Below are 15,811 nucleotides of genomic sequence, written 5' to 3' on the forward strand. Positions count from 1 at the left end.
TTTATTAGCGCATATATGGTGTGAGCGGTCCATTTCTATCGTAGTACAAAACCCGCTGCAACATCATGGGATGATGGCCCGCATAAAGCACGAGTTGGCGCATTAACCGATCATCCCTTGCAAACATACGTGATACTTCATCGGGAGTGAGCAGGGGATGCAGTTCGATACTTTCTGAATACCCGGCCAAACCGTCACCACGCTGCTTTTGTCCAACCTCGCCTACACGTGTGACTTCGACTGGTGTTTTCCCTAGTCGCTCCGAAATATAACGCGTGGTAGCAAGATCAGTAACGCTGAAACACTGGACCGTTCCAGCATTACCAATAAAGGTCTCCCATCGTTCGCCATAGAGCGCTCTGCCCTGACTCCAATCCTGCAAGACTATCCAGAGTTTAACATCAAAGGATGCGATAAGCCCCGCTGCCATTTCCAGTTGCTGCATATAGCCAAGGGCCGGGAATTCGTCCAGACAGACGAGAACCGGAGCCTGCGGCTTCGTTTTCTCGGACGCCATCGCATCGAGCAACTGATTGATGAACAGGCGCATCCAGCGTTTTGAAATGGCCACCCGCGTTGCGGGGAAGCAGAGATAAACGCTTACCCCTTCCGGTTTCGCCTTCAGGTCTCGCAACGAAAAATCGCTGCGCTGAAGCGTATTGCGAAAGGCCGGATAGTCGAGGAATTTCGTATGACGGCCAATTGTGGAGTACACACCCGCCAATTCGCTATCAGTTTTGTTATAGAAGGATGTTGCTGCTGCGAACAACGCTTCCCCAATAACCGTCAGATCATCATTCTGCATGAGATCATCCGCGTTGTCCTCCAGTTCCTTGAACAGAGCAGGATGCGTTTCAGGTGATGCGCCTTTGGGTTTATTGAGTGCCCTCCTTACCAGGCGACGTACCGTGACAAGGTTCCGCATACCCAAGTATTGCGGAGCGGTCGCGACGTGAATAATCAGTCCTTCAATAAAGTGCTCTGCACTTTCATCCCAGTGCGGGTCTTTGGTGCCGGGAGTCTGGACGACGATGGATTCGGCAATCAAAGCTGCGTCTTCCAAAAATGTAAGACTATCCGCATCGAGAACATCCATAGGGTTATAGCATGCCTGCCACTGGTTAGTGGCATCGCCTGTGACCTTGAACGGGTCCAGCACATGGATTTTCTGGCCCAGCTTCTCCCGCGCCCTAGCCGTCAGTAAGGCCAGTTCACCCTTCGGGTCAGTCGCAAGAATACTCCCTTGGTAGAAGAACAAATTACTGACTAATCCTACGGATTTCCCCGAACGGGAATTTGCGATTGTGGCCAAGTGGCGGTCATCTTCAATGCCGATGAGTTGATCACCCAAAGCGCCTATTAATATCTTTTTCCCCGGATTGCGTGGATGATATTTCAGGAATTCGCTTTTCTGGATATCCTCTAGAGGCATCCAGCAGGCTTGCGGTATGCGTTGCATCCGCAATGGTCGGATTGTATCCCCGCGTGGAACATCGTGCATGTAGTCTTTGGCGAATGCAGTCATGATTTTTCTCCGTTGGTTTAGGAAAGATCATTTTAGCGGCTCAAAATCTTAAAAATCCTCGCGCCCTCCACTCCGAATACTATTGAGTAAGTTAATATTTATGAATACGTGTGGGGTAATTACCCTGCGTATTACCGTACAGATATTTATGCAGTCAATTGAAGGGATAAAAAATGACGAACCAATCCGTGAAAATGTTCGAGATCAATATACCGTTAGACGCAATACGGAGGCTTTCTGAAGAGGATCGTTATACGTACTATCTACTGGGGCATATGTTCAATGAACTTATTTCCCTTCAGAAAATTATTGGTTTTTCCTTGCCAAAACACGAGGATATGCGTACTGCACGTTTGCTTCCGGAGATTTCTCAGGCGCTCTTTTTTTTTAGGATGGCATCTTCAAAAATATGGGAGGCTAATCTCAAATTACGAAGCAAAGCAGTTGCTGTAACTTTAAGGAATGCCATCTTACCAAACATGACGAACGGTCCAGTTCGTCTAAAAGAATTAAACAAGGCCATTAACTCAGCTAAATGGCTCGCTGACTTGCGAAACGTTATCGGCTTCCATTTCCCTACGTTTTCAGAGTGGAAACCATTTGTGACGCCTCAAGATGATTGGGCTGATGATTCAATTTATTTTGGTGAGCAAACAGGAAATACCTTTTACGCTAGTGCAGATGCAATTGCACAGCACTGGATGTTTCAGCAATGCGGCGCCACCGATATAAAAGAAGCAATTCCACTTTTAATTCCTGAAATGATCGACTTGTTGCGAATTATGAATAGTTTTATTGAAGATGCTCTTGGTGTCTTTATCTCAACATCTTTACTGACATCTAATCCTGTACGTAAGTCCGTGGGTGAAACCATGGCTCCACAACATGACCTGATTTCAATACCATTCTGGACGAGTATGAGAACACATCAATAGGCATCTTCATAAGACTTTTATGGGGCTACGACATGCCAAAGCAGATTGTAACGTATAGCAGTGGTATGCTAGATCTTCAATCTGTACGACCTTAGTTTCTCCTTAATCTTTCAGCTATTAACCTGAAAAGATGAGAGAGCAAAAGACAAAGCTTCAAACCACAAGGTGTGCGTGGTACTACCACGCTCACCTTGCTGGGGAAACCGGACGTTTCCCGCAGACCCCTTTCGGAACTTCCGGTCCTGCATCATCTTTGGATGATTTCGTCGCTGGAAGTCGCCCCGTTTCGCCGGTGCATCACGCCCAGAAAGACTGCGGCTCTCTTCTGGACTTCATCGCGGAGGGGCATTTCATAGCCCGCTGCCACCCTCGACCACGGCTTTCGCGCCCGTGGACCACGACCAGGGTGTTCGCACCCGTGGACCGCGAACGGTGTCCCGGCACCGTGGCCGTTCAAAGGAAGACTGCCGCTCTACCTTTGATATCTCATCGCTTATTCGTCGCCATGCTGGACGCCGCGTGGACGAGACGAGGAGATTTGTTCGTTTCCTCGATTATCGTGTGACGATGGACAAACCGAAGCACAAGCGCGAAGCGCCCATCTCTTATCGCCCGCCTGAAAGCTTGCGCGATGAGTTCCGTGCACGTGTAGAGAATTCCGGTCTATCCATCAATGCCTTCATCACGGCAGCTATCTTCAACCAGGCCGCACCGCATGCGCGGCGGCACTCGCCACTCGATGAACAAGCCGCCGCCATGTTACTTGTTCAGGCCGGGCGCATCAATGACCGCCTGCGGACTTTGGAGGACAGTGGCGGACTGGCACAGACAACAGAGCTAAATGCCTGCCGTGATGAATTAATCGAGATCAGAAGCTGTCTTATGGCTGTCCTGGGGCGTCGGCCATGATCCCCTTTGCATCGCAACGAGGCGGGGGCCAGGACTTGGCAACTCACTTGATGAATGCGCACGATAACGAACTCACAGAACTTGTGCACTTGCGCGGAGCTGTGGCTGCGGACTTGCACGGTGCATTCAAAGAGTGGCAGGTTCAGGCAGATACGCTGACCAAGTGTAAGAAGTATCTCTACAGTCTTTCCATCAATCCTGATCCTGAGCAAGGAGCGCTCACCCGCGAGCAGTATATGGACTATATCCGGCGTACTGAGGACATGCTCGGACTTGCTGACCAGCCCCGCGCCATCGTCTTTCATACGAAATATGGGCGGGAGCATTGTCATGTGGCTTGGTCACGCATTGACGCTGACAATCAAAAGGCCGTTCATCTGGCCTTCGATCATGACAAGCTGATGCGGGTAACGCGCGGCTTTGCACTGGACCACAATCTGCAATTACCGTCAGGATATGATAAATCCAGAAAAATAGGCCAAATATCCCTGTATGAAAAAGAGCAGGAGCGTCGCACTGGCATATCCAAGGCAGAGCATACCGAGTACGTTACCGATGCGTGGCGGCATAGCGATGATCCAAAAACCTTTGTAAAGGCGTTGACAGAGCGGGGGTACCTTCTTTCGCATGGGCGTCGGGGCTATGTTCTGGTGGACCTTTATGGGGGTACGCATTCGCTTGCAAGGAAGATTGACGACCGAAGCATACGTGTGAGGGACCTGAAGGTCTATCTGGAGGATGAATTTCCTTTAGCCTCTCTGCCAAGTACAGAGGAGGCATGCAAGCTGGTAGAGGCCCATCGCCGGGTCATTGAAAAATCCCTTGACGCCGAACACTATGGAACCCAGTTGGCGGCGCTTAAATACGCACAGCAGCGCCGAAGACAGGCAGTCACTGATGAGGTTACAGCACTGTCTTTACAGCAGGCAAAACTACGCGGACATCTGCGGGATCAGCATCGCCAGGAACGAGATGAGCTACGCCTTCGGCATCAACGAAATATGCGAGAAGTGAGGCAAAGTCGCCTCGACAATCGCCCGACTGGGCTTGCTGCTTTTCTCGGACGCGTGAGCGGTGTCACCCAATTGCAGAGATTACTGGCGCGACACGCCGACGCACGGCAAACGCAGCGCTACCTTGAGGACCGGTCGTTGCTGAAAGAGGAACAGCGTCAGGAGCAAAAGTCTCTTGATCTGCGGCAGAAATTACAAAGCCAAGACGTGGAGCGGAAGGTTATAGCCCTTGATGCCGTGGACAAGCGGGAGGTGACGGCACTCATGCGTGACACCAAGCGTCAGCAAAGAGAGCGGGAGCGGGATGGCGGGGCTATGCAGCCAATAGGACACTTGGTGCGTGATCAGGCTGTTCTTCAGATGGATGGGAAGCTAACGGAACACTTTGAGGAAGCGAAGCAGAGGAAGTACCTGAACCTACCGGAGGTTTCTACGGTATTCAAAGCGGCCTCAAAGAATGCAGAAAAAACAATTGAAAATCGTGAAGGCGAAAGTGATACTCAAAATCTACCTGCTACTAAATCACGTATTCCAAGTGGCTCAGGGCGTAACACTGATCGTTCTCGATAAATGTTCAATGTGAACATTTGGATGATCTTGTATGGTTTGGGATGTAGTAGTTTCGATTTCTTACCTAAACCCCTGCTGATTTAACATAAGTTGCGGCCAATACACCTATTGCCGTCAACGTAAAGCCTAGCTCGTCAGAAGCAAATAACTGGGACCTTCTTACAGTATTTAATGACTCCAGAACCTCTAACTCCTGAGGGAGGTTGAGTACTCCTTGCCAGAATGAAGGAGCGCTCTCGAGCTTAGCTACTACATCATTTATCCAGACCGCGGTAACTGTCTGCTCAATGCCTCCGGCCGAGAATTTCTTCGCCTGCGGAGGTATTGCCGACATAGCCGAAAGCAACTTAATCTGGACATATGAAAGACGAGCTAGATGTTCTAAAACGGAAAGTTTCCTTATGTCGCCAGCATGCTCAACTGTCCCGCATGTAGCCACTAACCGACCAAGAACATCAATTTTCGCTTGGTCTGGCTCATAAGACGCTTTTTCAGACAATATTTTGAATGCAGCAAGCGCCTCATCAGAAGAGAACCAATTTTTGTCAATTACCCCTTCACCCAGCTTTTGTACTTCATCTGAAATGGCGGCAACTGCCGCCTCCATGTTCCTCATCCGAATTGCATCGGCTTTATCGAACAAAAGATGGTCTAGAGCGCTACCTGCGACGGGAATCGAAGAAACAGCAGCCCTTAACCACGAGGTTCCTTCTGGAAGGAATTTTTTAATATCGCTCATATTCAATGTAGCTTTTCAAATTAAATTTAAACAACAAGCCGTTCAGGATAGCTATTCTCAGCATCGTTTAAAAAACAGCGTTAATTTCACGATCACTTTTATCAAATCATCAAATGAATCAGGCATTTCGAATCTCCTCTTTTTGGAGCTAGGAGTCAGCGAACATAATTCCAAAGCACGTTATAAACAGCGCATCAAAGATGTTAATTGGGTGTCCAAATTCTTTACTGTAAATACAATTTTTTAACTAAATTTATATTAGCTCAATAATACATTAATGATTTAAAAATAAGCCGATATATCAATTGAAATATTGCTTTTAAGTTAATCATGCTAAAATAGCTCATATGTACTTTTTGGCAAATGGCAGATAAGCTACTTGGGTCTGTCTAAATTCGCGTCGCCTTCACTTTCAAAATCACCCCGACAGTCCCGATCACAAAACAACAGATCATGCTCAATTGGCTCGTCACAATACTGCTCGCATAAGAACACAACCGTAGTATGCCCAATCGCCGTTGCAGAGCGACTAGGGAAAACACCAGTCGAAGTCACACGTGTAGGCGAGGTTGGACAAAAGCAGCGTGGTGACGGTTTGGCCGGGTATTCAGCTTTAAGCAGCATCTTTTCAGAAATGGCTGCTTGAGTTTCTAACACAGTGCCATTTATAAAACTAAGAGATGAACTCACTCCAATCAACCATTAGTCGTCGCCGTTTCTCCAGCATCGTCCCGCGCTGATATGCGGCCTCAACCTTGTCGGGTAGGCGGTGAGCCAGAGCATGTTCGGCTACTTCACGCGGGTGAGATGTACATTCTGCGGCCCATTGCCGGAAAGTAGACCTGAAGCCGTGCACTGTAATCGGTGCACCCGTGGCATCTGTCTCAGCCATGCCACGCGTAAGTTCCAGCATCGCCATGTTACTCAGCGGTCTGCCACTTTTCGCGCCAGGAAATACCCAATCATTATCTTGTCCAAGTGTTCGGGCGCGTTTTAGCAGCCCCACACTCTGAACATCAAGAGGAACTGTATGTTCTATCGCAGCCTTCATGCGTTCAGCGGGAATAGTCCAAAGCCCCGCATGTAGGTCGATCTCAGCCCAGCGGGCATTCACGACCTCACTCGTGCGACAAGCCGTGCGAATAGTGAATTCCAGAGCAAGTGCAGTCATACCGGTACGCTGACGAAGTTTTTTCATGAAGGGCCGAATATTCGCGTAAGGCAGCGCTGCATGATTTTCAGCCTTAGCGATCTTGCGAGGCGCAGCTAATACAGCATCAAGATGCCCACGCCATGCTGCCGGGTTATCGCCGTTACGGTGGCCGTGGACTTTTGCCCAATCTAAGACAGTTTCAATCCGCTGGCGTACACGCGTGGCCGTCTCTGTTTTGGTCGTCCAAATTGGATCAAGGCATTTGCGGACGAGGCTGGTGTCAATGGTCTGCACATCCAGATTGCCAATGTACGGATAAGCATAGGTTTCAAGCGTGTTGATCCATTGGTCCGCGTGTTTGGCATTTTTCCATTCTGGTCGTTTGTCCTCGATACACCGTTCCGCGCACTGCCGGAACGTCACGGCTTTGGCGAGGGCAATGCGTCGTCTGCTTGATTCCGTATTGCGTATTTCAATCGGGTCTTCGCCGTCCAGAAGCTGCAAATGACATTGCATGGCTTTGGCCCGCGCATCGGCCAACGACACCAGGCGAAGAGGTCCGAGGCCCATCTCGCGGCGCTTGCCAAGATAGTTATAGCGAAAGAGCCAGCTCTTCGCACCGGTCCCGGTCACTTGTAAAATGAGATTGCCGCCGTCAGGGTAATAGCCCGGCTGGGTCAGCCTTGCGATCTGCAAGGCATTGAGCTTTTTGGTCGCTCGCATAAAGTCTCCGCCACAGTCTGATACCCACCATTCTACCCCCCTTAACATGGGGTAGTGTCAGATTGTGACAACAAATGCCAAGAACTGAATTAATTATATAACTCTTTGTTTATTAATGAAAAATGTCTTTCCTTGTCACGGCATGTCAAACCCGGCAGGCGGACCCCTTCTCCGCCAGGAACAATAAAAAAGCCCTTGATGATCAAGGGCTTTTTTCTTTTTGCCTCAAACTTAACAATATCTGTATCAGAGCTAAATACCGTTGGCAGATGCGTGTACTCTCAGGGTACTTTGCAAAAAGATTCAAAACACCGACGTACAGTGTCTAGATTTTTCTTTTCAGTTCATGCTCAACAAAGATTTGTTCCATAGACTCTGACTTTGAAGTATCAAGCATTGCCATCCCGTCAGCCTGCCCATGTCGCGCCTTGAATTCTGTACCCCACGTTGCCATCAGACCAAGAATAGGTGCCAGAGTCTGCCCATATTCTGAAAGAGAGTATTCCACTTTCAATGACTTGCCCAGTGTTTCTATGCGGGTGACGATACCGTCATTTTCCAGTTCTCGCAATTGTTCGGTCAACACTTTGTGCGTTGCACCCTGAGTCAGGCGTTTTAACTGACCAAACCGTATCGGCCCATCTTTCAGGTAATACAGGACCAGTGTTTTCCATTTACCCGCAATAACGTCTGTAGTAGTTTTTACTGGACAGTCTTCCAGTCGCATTGGTAGTCTGACTGTTTTCACAATGTTTCATCCCTTCCACCGCAGATAGAAATTCTAAAAAATTATAACGCTAGCCCAAAGTCACACTAAGCTTTTTGCGTTCCCTATCATGATAGTCGTAGGAATATTAACCGCACTGGGATTGGAACACGCCGCAAGCAATCACCAGCATCATGCGGCAGCAGAGCTATCCAAGCAACAGGTCATTGCAGAAATTAAGGCTAATCTACAGGAAGTAATGCAGCAGAGCAAAAAAATTCCGGACGAATGAAACCTCTGCTCAGCATCAGCAATGAACTTAAAAAAAATATCATCGCCAATTTGGATAACAAAAAAAATTAATCGACTTCTGCTGGAAAAAATCAAAGCCAAGCTGGAGTTGGGCTTTGTTATTCCTACCCTGCGGCATGAAGCCTGGAATATGATTATCGCCAACCAGACTGCTACGTATATCGGGGGAATCTCACTGGCAACAATAATGTGTTGAACAGGGGTATCGCAAGCGAGAGTTATCGCTGCTTACCTGGAGAAGTCACAGTGACATCAACAGCGGCCAGCAGCTTTGCAGAAGCCAAACAAAAAACGATCAATGCTGTACAGGATGGAGATCCGGTATATTTTCATGTTCTCTTACCCCGTCCGTTAAAAGATTATGTATTCCAGACTTATTCGAACGACAGGATAGGTCTGATCCTTGCGGTAGGCCCAAGGGGCCAACCTGACAAGCAGCATAACGCAGTAGCTCTTTTTCTGCATGAGGCAGAAAAAGAGCTGCTGAATTACATCTCAATCTATCTCCTGGTGAAGTCAGAAAATCGGCCATGCTGGAGGTGGCGCAACGCCATAAATATCAGGCCCATGGCAGCAAATGCTGCCCCACAAAGAAAACCCACAAAAGCCTGGCTGGTGCGCTTTACTTCTTGATTCAACACGTTTTCTAAAAGATTGCCATGCATATGATGATCCTCCTGTAATGAGCTACAAAATTTTAGCTTTGAAGATGATCCAATGGCAGATGCTTTTCCTGATTGTTGCAAAAAACTGGTTACAAAATTGTGCGTAATAGTAAATATATGCCATGCGTCATAGAATTTGCAGAATGCCAATTTCAACCCGGTATTAATCAAGATCGGAAAGTGATTTATTCATGCCATCCAATGTCTTACCGCACAAGCATCTTGTAATAGCAGCCATCTTGCGAGTCACACGCCCTATGCTGTTGATTTTCATTGGCTTGCTTAATTGTTCAATCGGATTTGCTGCCGCGCAAACAGGTAAAGCGTATGAGTTGAAACAAATAGGTGATGGCGTGTATTTTGTGTCTGATACTGCCTATGCCACTATTTTTGTCGTCAGCGACAAGGGCGTGATCGTGGTTGATCCTCTACCCACTTTGGGTAAGGCATATCTGCAAGCAATTGCCGAAGTCACGACCTTACCCGTCACACACATCATATACAGCCATGATCATCTGGACCATATTGGTGCTGCCAAGTTGTTTCCAGCCAGCGCTCACATCATTGCGCAGGCAGAAACCAGGCGTAGTCTGGAAATGCTGCATGACCCAAGGCGCCCCGTGCCAGATATTAGTTTTGATCAAACTTATCTACTAGAGCTAGGCAACCAGCAAATTGAACTTTTCTACCCTGGTCCAAACCATACGCCAGGTAATATCTTCCTCTATCTTCCACGTCAAAAAATACTGATGTGGGTGGACGTGGTGTATCCCGGTTATGCCCCCTATCCCAAGCTCAGTGTCAGTACGGATATAGCTGGCACCATGGCCGCCAACAAAAAAGCGCTGGACTATGATTTCGACATCTTTGTCGGTGGTCATGTAGACCATATCGGTAACAGAAAGGATGTGGAAACTTCATTGGCTTTTCTGATAGCGGTTGAAGAGAGCGCTCGCCAGGTGCTGGTAGAAAAAACTTTTCCAGACTACCTCAAGGCCACAGGTTTGGCGACAACCGAAGGTATCTGGTTTGCTCATGACGACTATGAAAAAGACAGGACAAATGCCTGCTACGCGCAACTTTTTCCAGCTTGGGAAAAACGTTTGCAGGGTCTGTCCAGATCACTGAAGTCCCATTGCTGGGCCATGCTGGTTGGCCTGGCCATATCGCTACCGCCAGCCACTATCCCGGCATCTCTGCCAGGCAGCAGCAAATAATCCTGAGATTCCATATTGAAATGCAATGCTCACTTCCTATCAGAAAGCCCGCGACATGATTATTGAATACCTGCGCTATCAGTTAAAAGACGAGACCCTATGCGGCGATTTTGAACATGCCTACCTGCAGGCGATGGCGATATTGCGATTATCACCCCATTGTCTGGGGGTAGAGGTGTCGCAATGCAAGGATGCACTGACTGATTATATCGTGCGAATACAGTGGGATAGTGTCTCCGGCCATATTGATGGATTTCGCAAGAGCAAGGACTTCACAAACTTTCTCGCACTGGTGCGCCCTTACATTTCGTTCATGCCAGAAATGCGCCATTACCAGGTGAAGTTGGCCAGCGAAACCAGCACCAATACATAAAAAGCCACCCCATGAAAACCAGCAACGCCACACAAGTCAGTGAATTGCCAAATCCATCCCGCCGCCATGTCATCAAGTTAATGGCAAATGGCACTGGTGCGCTGGTGCTGGGCTTTAACCTGCCTGCCCTAGCCGCCAAGATTTTTGACGAATTGCCGTTACAAGCAACAACACAGAAAGTCAGCCTGGGTAGCTGGATCAGTATCACGTCGGACAATGAAGTCACCATCATGGTATCGCAGGCAGAAATTGGCCAGGGTATCAGCACCACTCTACCAGCCATTCTGGTAGATGAACTTGGTGCCGACTGGAACAATATCAAGCTGGAAACTGCCGCCTTTGCCCCTGCATTTCGCAATCCCAAGTTGAACTGGATGTTCACCGGTAATAGCGAAAGCACTCAGTCTTTCTACGACCTCATGCGTAAGACGGGTGCCACCGCGCGCGAAATGTTGTTGACAGCCGCTGCCCAACGCTGGCACGTGCCTGTTAGTGAATGCAGTGCCGAAAACAGCCAGGTCTTGCATACAGTAAGTGGCAAAAAATTGTCCTTCGGCGCGTTGGTCGCTGATGCCGCAAAACTGCCCGTCCCAACTGAGCCGCAGCTGAAACAGATGCAACAATTAAAGCTATTGGGGCACGCCTTACCAAGAGTTGATATACCGTCCAAGGTTGATGGCAGCGCAGTGTTTGGTATAGACATGAGTGTCCCTGGCATGCTGCATGCAGCAGTCAGGATTTGCCCCTATCTGAGTGGCAAACTCAAGCGCCTAGATGAAGCTGCCTTGAAGTCGCAACCTGGCGTGAAAATGCTGGTGCCCTTACCTAACGGTATCGCGGTAGTCGCAACTTCTTATTGGCAAGCAAAAGCAGCAATGCTGGCGCATCCGCCTGAATTTGAAGCTGATACCAGTAAGAATTTGAATTCTGTCCAATTACGTCAACAATATGCAAATGCCTTGCATAACGGTCCATTCGCTACCGCATTAAAAGAAGGTGAAGCCATGGATGTGCTGGCGCAGACAAAGAAGCGTCTGTACGCAGAATATGAAAACCCGTTCGCCGCTCACGCCACTATGGAGCCGATGAACTGCCTCGCCGATGTGCAGACAGACAAATGTGAAATATGGGCACCAACGCAAGGACAGGAATTTGCCCACCTCGCCCTCAAGAGCATTTTTCAATTAAAAGATGAACAAGTCATTGTTCACCGTACTACAGCGATCGGTGGCGGTTTTGGCAGGCGACTATTACCTGACTTTGTGATACAGGCAGCACTGATATCCAAAGCCGTCGGCAAATCAGTCAAGCTATTGTGGGACAGGGAAGAAGATTTTGCCCATGATTATTACCGCCCCGCTAGCATGCTGGCGATGGAGGCAGCAATCGATCCCAAAGGTTATCCGTCGGCATTAATGATAAGACTGGTGTCACCTACCATCTTGTTGCCGGTCTTTCCGCCGATTGCTTCCATGCTCAAAGAAAAACATATTGACCCCAGTGCCATCGAAGGATTGACTGAAATACCGTATGGAATTGCAGCAAAACACCTGGATTTCCATTTGCTGGAAACATCAATTCCCACTTCAGTCATGCGTACTACCGGCTATGGTCCTAATCTGTTTGCACTGGAGTGCTTTATCGATGAACTGGCACACGCAGCCAGGCAAGACCCTCTTGCCTATCGCCGACATCTGTTAAGAGATCATCCACGGGCACTGGCCGTATTGGACAAAGTCGCTGCCATGAGTCAATGGTCAAAAAAAACGACTAAAAAAAATCGGGCCAAAGGCCTTGCCTTTGCTTCCGCCTTTGGTAGCCTGATTGCGCAAGTACTGGAACTGGAAGTCAAAGGAAATGACATCCACATACTAAATACCTGGCTAGCCGTAGACTGCGGCAAAGTGTTAGATCCTGGCATTGCCGCCGCAGGCATCGAAGGTGGTGTGGTATTTGGTCTAGCCTATGCCAATACCGCTATTACTTTTAGCCAGGGACGCACCGACCAGCATAATTTCAATGACTATGAGCTCCCTTACCTGGCTCAAACACCGCATATTGAGGTTGAATTTATCAACAGCGGTGCAGCTTTGGGGGGCGTAGGCGAAGTCAGTCCCATCACGGTCCCGCCAGCCTTGTCAAATGCCGTATTCGCCGCCACCGGCAAGCGTATCCGCAGACTGCCCATCAAGCACCATGGATTCAACCTCGCCTGATTTTATCCAGAAAGACGAACATGAAACTTCAAGTCAACGGCCAGAAATACGATATTGATATTGATGGCAAGACGCCTCTGCTGTGGGCGCTACGTGAATCACTTGGTTTAAGTGGCACCAAATTTGGTTGTGGTATTGCTGCCTGCGGTGCCTGCACAGTACATATCAATGGCAATGCGGTACGGTCCTGCTCTTTCCCTGTCGAAGCTGCACAGGGGGCTGATATCACGACCATAGAGGGTTTGTCGAAAAATCGTTCTCATCCTTTGCAACAAGCCTGGATAGAAGCGCAGATACCACAATGCGGTTACTGCCAGTCCGGTATGTTGATGGCAGCAGCAGCACTAATCAAGCAAATACCGCGTCCCAACGACCGCCAAATCAATCAGGCAATAACCAACATCTGTCGTTGCGGTACGTATCACCGGGTGCGCATCGCGATAAAAAAAGCGACAGGACAAGCAACATGAAAAACCTGTTCACCTCAACACCCCCAGCGTCGTTGCTGGGTATTTTTCTATATGCAATGTCTCCCCTGCTTGTCCATGCGGGCACTGACGACAGTATCGCCTGGCAACAGGTAGAACAAGTATTGAAACATCCGCGCTGTCTGAATTGTCATTCTGCTGGCGCCAGCCCAAGACAGGCCGACGACAGACATGAACATCAATTCCGCGTACTGAACGGGCATCAGGGCAAGGGCAATCCTGGCGCACTGTGTATCGCTTGTCATCAGGATAGTAACCAGACCACCAGCGGTGTACCGGGTGCAGTCAACTGGCAACACGCTCCCACAAGCATGACTTGGGAAAGCAGTCCAGGTAAAGCAATGAATAGCAAAGAACTTTGCCAGACTTTGCGCGCCCCACAAAAAAATGGTGGCCGTGACCTGAGCGCCCTGCTTGCACACCTGCGCACGGAACCGCTCGTACTGTGGGCCTGGTCACCTGGCAACAATGCAAAAGGCGAACCCAGAACCACACCAGCCATCAGCCACGAAGAATTCATGCACTTTGCAACATTATGGGCTAAGGCTGGAGGGAAATGTCCTGCATAGGGCCAAGCCTATCAGGACTGCCGCAAGATCATAGGTATTGAAAAGACATAGTCAAGCATCAAATCGCCGTAATCTCATTCATGATTTTTTTGCTTCTCCTGCAGCAATTGGCTGTTTTCTTTTTGCATGCCAGGAGCCATTCCACCAATGAAGAGGCCCGCGTAAAAAATATACAAATCCCGCCCATGTTCCCTGTTCATTTGTCAGTATCACAGCCGATACCGAAAGGCTATCACCGCAATATTGATGATGTTGCCGACAATGTCGGACCGCAGGTCATTGAGTACATCTGCATCTGCCGTAATAAGGTGCTGGCAGGAAATGTTTCGTTCAAGCGTCGTCCTGGTTATTTTCCACATCATCGGATTTTTCTCACTGTCCATGCGGATCGACTAGTGTTTTGACATGCAGACGCTGTCAAGTTTTTGAGGCAATCGCCTTTTATTCATTTTCTGGTTAAACCTGGCGATAGAAGGGACGCAAATGAAAAGACGCTGGGGTTAGCTGTTCTGTGTTCTCTCTTTGCTGCAGGCATCATGTGCATTGAACTCTTTGCTATCTGTGTGCAAACGAACAGATGGACGGCACGCATCGGCTTAGTCTATAGCACTTAGGTATCCGCCAATAATTCAGGATAATAAATGCAAATGCAAATCGGCATGATAGGCTTAGGCAGGATGGGTTCGGGCATGGTCAGGCGCCTGTTGGCCAAAGGTCATGACTGCGTGGTACATGACCCGCAGGAGTTGGCGATGACTCAAACCAAAAAGGATGGGGCAAGCGTCGCGACGTCATTGCAAGATATGGTGCGACTTCTATCACCTCCCCGGGCCATTTGGCTGATGGTGCCCGCTGCAGTGGTCGACGGCGTTTTAGCTGACTTGCTACCCCTGCTTACCAAGGGTGACATTGTGATCGACGGTGGCAATTCTTATTATCGCGACGATATACGACGCAGTGTCGAATTGCAGGCGAGCGGAATACACTATCTTGACGTTGGAACAAGCGGTGGTATTGCTGGCCAGGAGCGCGGTTATTGTCTGATGATAGGTGGCGAGGTCAACATAGTTGAACACATGCGCCCGATATTTTTATCATTGGCGCCTGGGGTCGCAATAGCCAGTCGCACCCCAGCCCGCTTGCTTAAGGCTGATGAAGTCAATGATGCCGAACAAGGTTTCTTACATTGCGGCAGCTATGGAGCGGGCCACTTCGTCAAGATGATACACAATGGCATCGAGTATGGAATCATGGCAGCCTACGCAGAAGGCTTAAACATTTTGCGCAACGCCAACATAGGCAAGCTTGAATCCAAGCCAAAGAGTGATGCTGAGAGTACACCACTCCGGAATCCGGAGTTTTACCAATACGACATGGACCTGCCTGAAATCACGGAAGTGTGGCGTCGCGGTAGCGTCATCAGTTCCTGGTTGCTTGATCTGACGGCATCGGCTTTATTCCATGATCCAGATCTTGATGCTTATGCTGGCCATGTTTCAGACTCAGGTGAAGGTCGCTGGACTATCCTTGCAGGTATTGAAGAAGCGGTTCCAATGGGCGTTCTGAGCGCAGCATTGTTTGAACGTTTTTCTTCGCGCGGACGGGGTGATTTCTCGAATCGGATGCTGTCTGCAATGCGCAGTGAATTTGGTGGGCATCTGGAAAAAATTGATGCGCTTCCAACGAAGGGGTCATAAT

Annotated in this window: 17 protein-coding genes; 13 read left to right on the forward strand and 4 right to left on the reverse strand. The window is 48.9% G+C overall.

Features of this window, described 5'->3' with window-relative positions:
- Positions 1-4 precede the first annotated feature (4 nt).
- The gene (locus tag ACO0LM_RS22380; protein WP_423040075.1) at positions 5-1,525 is read right to left on the reverse strand and encodes a type IV secretory system conjugative DNA transfer family protein; all 1,521 of its coding nucleotides are present in this window, start codon (positions 1,523-1,525) and stop codon (positions 5-7) included.
- Between the two features lie 173 nt (positions 1,526-1,698).
- On the opposite strand from ACO0LM_RS22380, the gene ACO0LM_RS22385 reads away from it, so the two are divergent.
- The 3 genes from ACO0LM_RS22385 (at position 1,699) to ACO0LM_RS22395 (ending at position 4,952) form a co-directional block, all read left to right on the forward strand.
- Positions 1,699-2,460, forward strand: coding sequence for a hypothetical protein (locus ACO0LM_RS22385; RefSeq protein ID WP_423040077.1), 762 nt, complete (start codon positions 1,699-1,701; stop codon positions 2,458-2,460).
- Positions 2,461-3,027: 567 nt separating this feature from the next.
- Positions 3,028-3,369 carry a hypothetical protein gene (locus tag ACO0LM_RS22390; protein WP_423040079.1) on the forward strand — a complete coding sequence of 114 codons (342 nt, stop codon included), beginning with the start codon at positions 3,028-3,030 and terminating at the stop codon, positions 3,367-3,369.
- A complete protein-coding gene (locus ACO0LM_RS22395; protein WP_423040081.1) occupies positions 3,366-4,952 on the forward strand; it encodes a relaxase/mobilization nuclease domain-containing protein in 1,587 nt (528 codons plus the stop codon). The genes ACO0LM_RS22390 and ACO0LM_RS22395 overlap by 4 nt, the downstream gene beginning before the upstream one ends.
- A 64-nt stretch (positions 4,953-5,016) precedes the next feature.
- Here the strand turns inward: ACO0LM_RS22395 and ACO0LM_RS22400 are convergent, their stop codons facing one another.
- The 3 genes from ACO0LM_RS22400 to ACO0LM_RS22410 all read right to left on the reverse strand — a co-directional run bounded on the left by ACO0LM_RS22400 (position 5,017) and on the right by ACO0LM_RS22410 (position 8,315).
- Positions 5,017-5,691 (reverse strand): hypothetical protein, encoded by a 675-nt coding sequence (locus ACO0LM_RS22400; RefSeq protein ID WP_423040083.1) that lies wholly within the window; start codon positions 5,689-5,691, stop codon positions 5,017-5,019.
- Positions 5,692-6,364: 673 nt separating this feature from the next.
- Positions 6,365-7,567, reverse strand: coding sequence for a tyrosine-type recombinase/integrase (locus tag ACO0LM_RS22405; RefSeq protein WP_423040085.1), 1,203 nt, complete (start codon positions 7,565-7,567; stop codon positions 6,365-6,367).
- Positions 7,568-7,892: 325 nt separating this feature from the next.
- On the reverse strand, positions 7,893-8,315 hold the full coding sequence (locus ACO0LM_RS22410) for a winged helix-turn-helix transcriptional regulator (protein ID WP_423040087.1): 423 nt from the start codon (positions 8,313-8,315) through the stop codon (positions 7,893-7,895).
- Positions 8,316-8,403: 88 nt separating this feature from the next.
- Here ACO0LM_RS22410 and ACO0LM_RS22415 point away from each other — a divergent pair, with 88 nt between their 5' ends.
- The 10 genes from ACO0LM_RS22415 (at position 8,404) to gnd (ending at position 15,810) form a co-directional block, all read left to right on the forward strand.
- Complete coding sequence (locus ACO0LM_RS22415) at positions 8,404-8,565, forward strand: hypothetical protein (RefSeq protein ID WP_423040089.1); 162 nt, start codon at positions 8,404-8,406, stop codon at positions 8,563-8,565.
- Positions 8,566-8,586: 21 nt separating this feature from the next.
- Entirely contained in the window at positions 8,587-8,781 is a 195-nt protein-coding gene (locus tag ACO0LM_RS22420; RefSeq protein ID WP_423040091.1) for a hypothetical protein, read from the forward strand.
- Between the two features lie 50 nt (positions 8,782-8,831).
- Entirely contained in the window at positions 8,832-9,218 is a 387-nt protein-coding gene (locus ACO0LM_RS22425; protein ID WP_423040093.1) for a hypothetical protein, read from the forward strand.
- 364 nt (positions 9,219-9,582) lie between these two features.
- Positions 9,583-10,467 carry an MBL fold metallo-hydrolase gene (locus ACO0LM_RS22430; protein ID WP_423040095.1) on the forward strand — a complete coding sequence of 295 codons (885 nt, stop codon included), beginning with the start codon at positions 9,583-9,585 and terminating at the stop codon, positions 10,465-10,467.
- Between the two features lie 25 nt (positions 10,468-10,492).
- On the forward strand, positions 10,493-10,840 hold the full coding sequence (locus ACO0LM_RS22435; protein WP_423040097.1) for an antibiotic biosynthesis monooxygenase family protein: 348 nt from the start codon (positions 10,493-10,495) through the stop codon (positions 10,838-10,840).
- 11 nt (positions 10,841-10,851) lie between these two features.
- Complete coding sequence (locus ACO0LM_RS22440; protein WP_423040099.1) at positions 10,852-13,056, forward strand: molybdopterin cofactor-binding domain-containing protein; 2,205 nt, start codon at positions 10,852-10,854, stop codon at positions 13,054-13,056.
- A gap of 20 nt (positions 13,057-13,076) precedes the next feature.
- Positions 13,077-13,526 carry a (2Fe-2S)-binding protein gene (locus tag ACO0LM_RS22445; RefSeq protein ID WP_423040100.1) on the forward strand — a complete coding sequence of 150 codons (450 nt, stop codon included), beginning with the start codon at positions 13,077-13,079 and terminating at the stop codon, positions 13,524-13,526.
- Entirely contained in the window at positions 13,523-14,113 is a 591-nt protein-coding gene (locus ACO0LM_RS22450; RefSeq protein ID WP_423040102.1) for a hypothetical protein, read from the forward strand. The genes ACO0LM_RS22445 and ACO0LM_RS22450 overlap by 4 nt, the downstream gene beginning before the upstream one ends.
- Before the next feature lie 80 nt (positions 14,114-14,193).
- Positions 14,194-14,517, forward strand: a complete 324-nt coding sequence (locus tag ACO0LM_RS22455) for a hypothetical protein (RefSeq protein WP_423040104.1) — start codon at positions 14,194-14,196, stop codon at positions 14,515-14,517.
- Positions 14,518-14,760: 243 nt separating this feature from the next.
- Positions 14,761-15,810, forward strand: coding sequence for a phosphogluconate dehydrogenase (NAD(+)-dependent, decarboxylating) (gene gnd / locus ACO0LM_RS22460; RefSeq protein ID WP_423040212.1), 1,050 nt, complete (start codon positions 14,761-14,763; stop codon positions 15,808-15,810).
- The last annotated feature ends 1 nt before the right edge of the window (position 15,811 follow it).

It is taken from the genome of Undibacterium sp. Di26W (assembly GCF_049340265.1).
Taxonomy (GTDB): Bacteria; Pseudomonadota; Gammaproteobacteria; order Burkholderiales; family Burkholderiaceae_D; genus Undibacterium.

What these genes read in the sequence shown, in the direction of transcription:
- ACO0LM_RS22385 (WP_423040077.1), top strand. Translation starts at nt 1,699, where the DNA reads ATGACGAACCAATCCGTGAAAATGTTCGAGATCAATATACCGTTAGAC.
- ACO0LM_RS22415 (WP_423040089.1), top strand. Translation starts at nt 8,404, where the DNA reads ATGATAGTCGTAGGAATATTAACCGCACTGGGATTGGAACACGCCGCA.
- ACO0LM_RS22390 (WP_423040079.1), top strand. Translation starts at nt 3,028, where the DNA reads ATGGACAAACCGAAGCACAAGCGCGAAGCGCCCATCTCTTATCGCCCG.
- ACO0LM_RS22400 (WP_423040083.1), bottom strand. Translation starts at nt 5,691, where the DNA reads ATGAGCGATATTAAAAAATTCCTTCCAGAAGGAACCTCGTGGTTAAGG.
- ACO0LM_RS22435 (WP_423040097.1), top strand. Translation starts at nt 10,493, where the DNA reads ATGCTCACTTCCTATCAGAAAGCCCGCGACATGATTATTGAATACCTG.
- ACO0LM_RS22450 (WP_423040102.1), top strand. Translation starts at nt 13,523, where the DNA reads ATGAAAAACCTGTTCACCTCAACACCCCCAGCGTCGTTGCTGGGTATT.
- ACO0LM_RS22405 (WP_423040085.1), bottom strand. Translation starts at nt 7,567, where the DNA reads ATGCGAGCGACCAAAAAGCTCAATGCCTTGCAGATCGCAAGGCTGACC.
- ACO0LM_RS22395 (WP_423040081.1), top strand. Translation starts at nt 3,366, where the DNA reads ATGATCCCCTTTGCATCGCAACGAGGCGGGGGCCAGGACTTGGCAACT.
- ACO0LM_RS22420 (WP_423040091.1), top strand. Translation starts at nt 8,587, where the DNA reads ATGAACTTAAAAAAAATATCATCGCCAATTTGGATAACAAAAAAAATT.
- ACO0LM_RS22455 (WP_423040104.1), top strand. Translation starts at nt 14,194, where the DNA reads ATGATTTTTTTGCTTCTCCTGCAGCAATTGGCTGTTTTCTTTTTGCAT.
- ACO0LM_RS22445 (WP_423040100.1), top strand. Translation starts at nt 13,077, where the DNA reads ATGAAACTTCAAGTCAACGGCCAGAAATACGATATTGATATTGATGGC.
- ACO0LM_RS22380 (WP_423040075.1), bottom strand. Translation starts at nt 1,525, where the DNA reads ATGACTGCATTCGCCAAAGACTACATGCACGATGTTCCACGCGGGGAT.
- gnd (WP_423040212.1), top strand. Translation starts at nt 14,761, where the DNA reads ATGCAAATCGGCATGATAGGCTTAGGCAGGATGGGTTCGGGCATGGTC.
- ACO0LM_RS22440 (WP_423040099.1), top strand. Translation starts at nt 10,852, where the DNA reads ATGAAAACCAGCAACGCCACACAAGTCAGTGAATTGCCAAATCCATCC.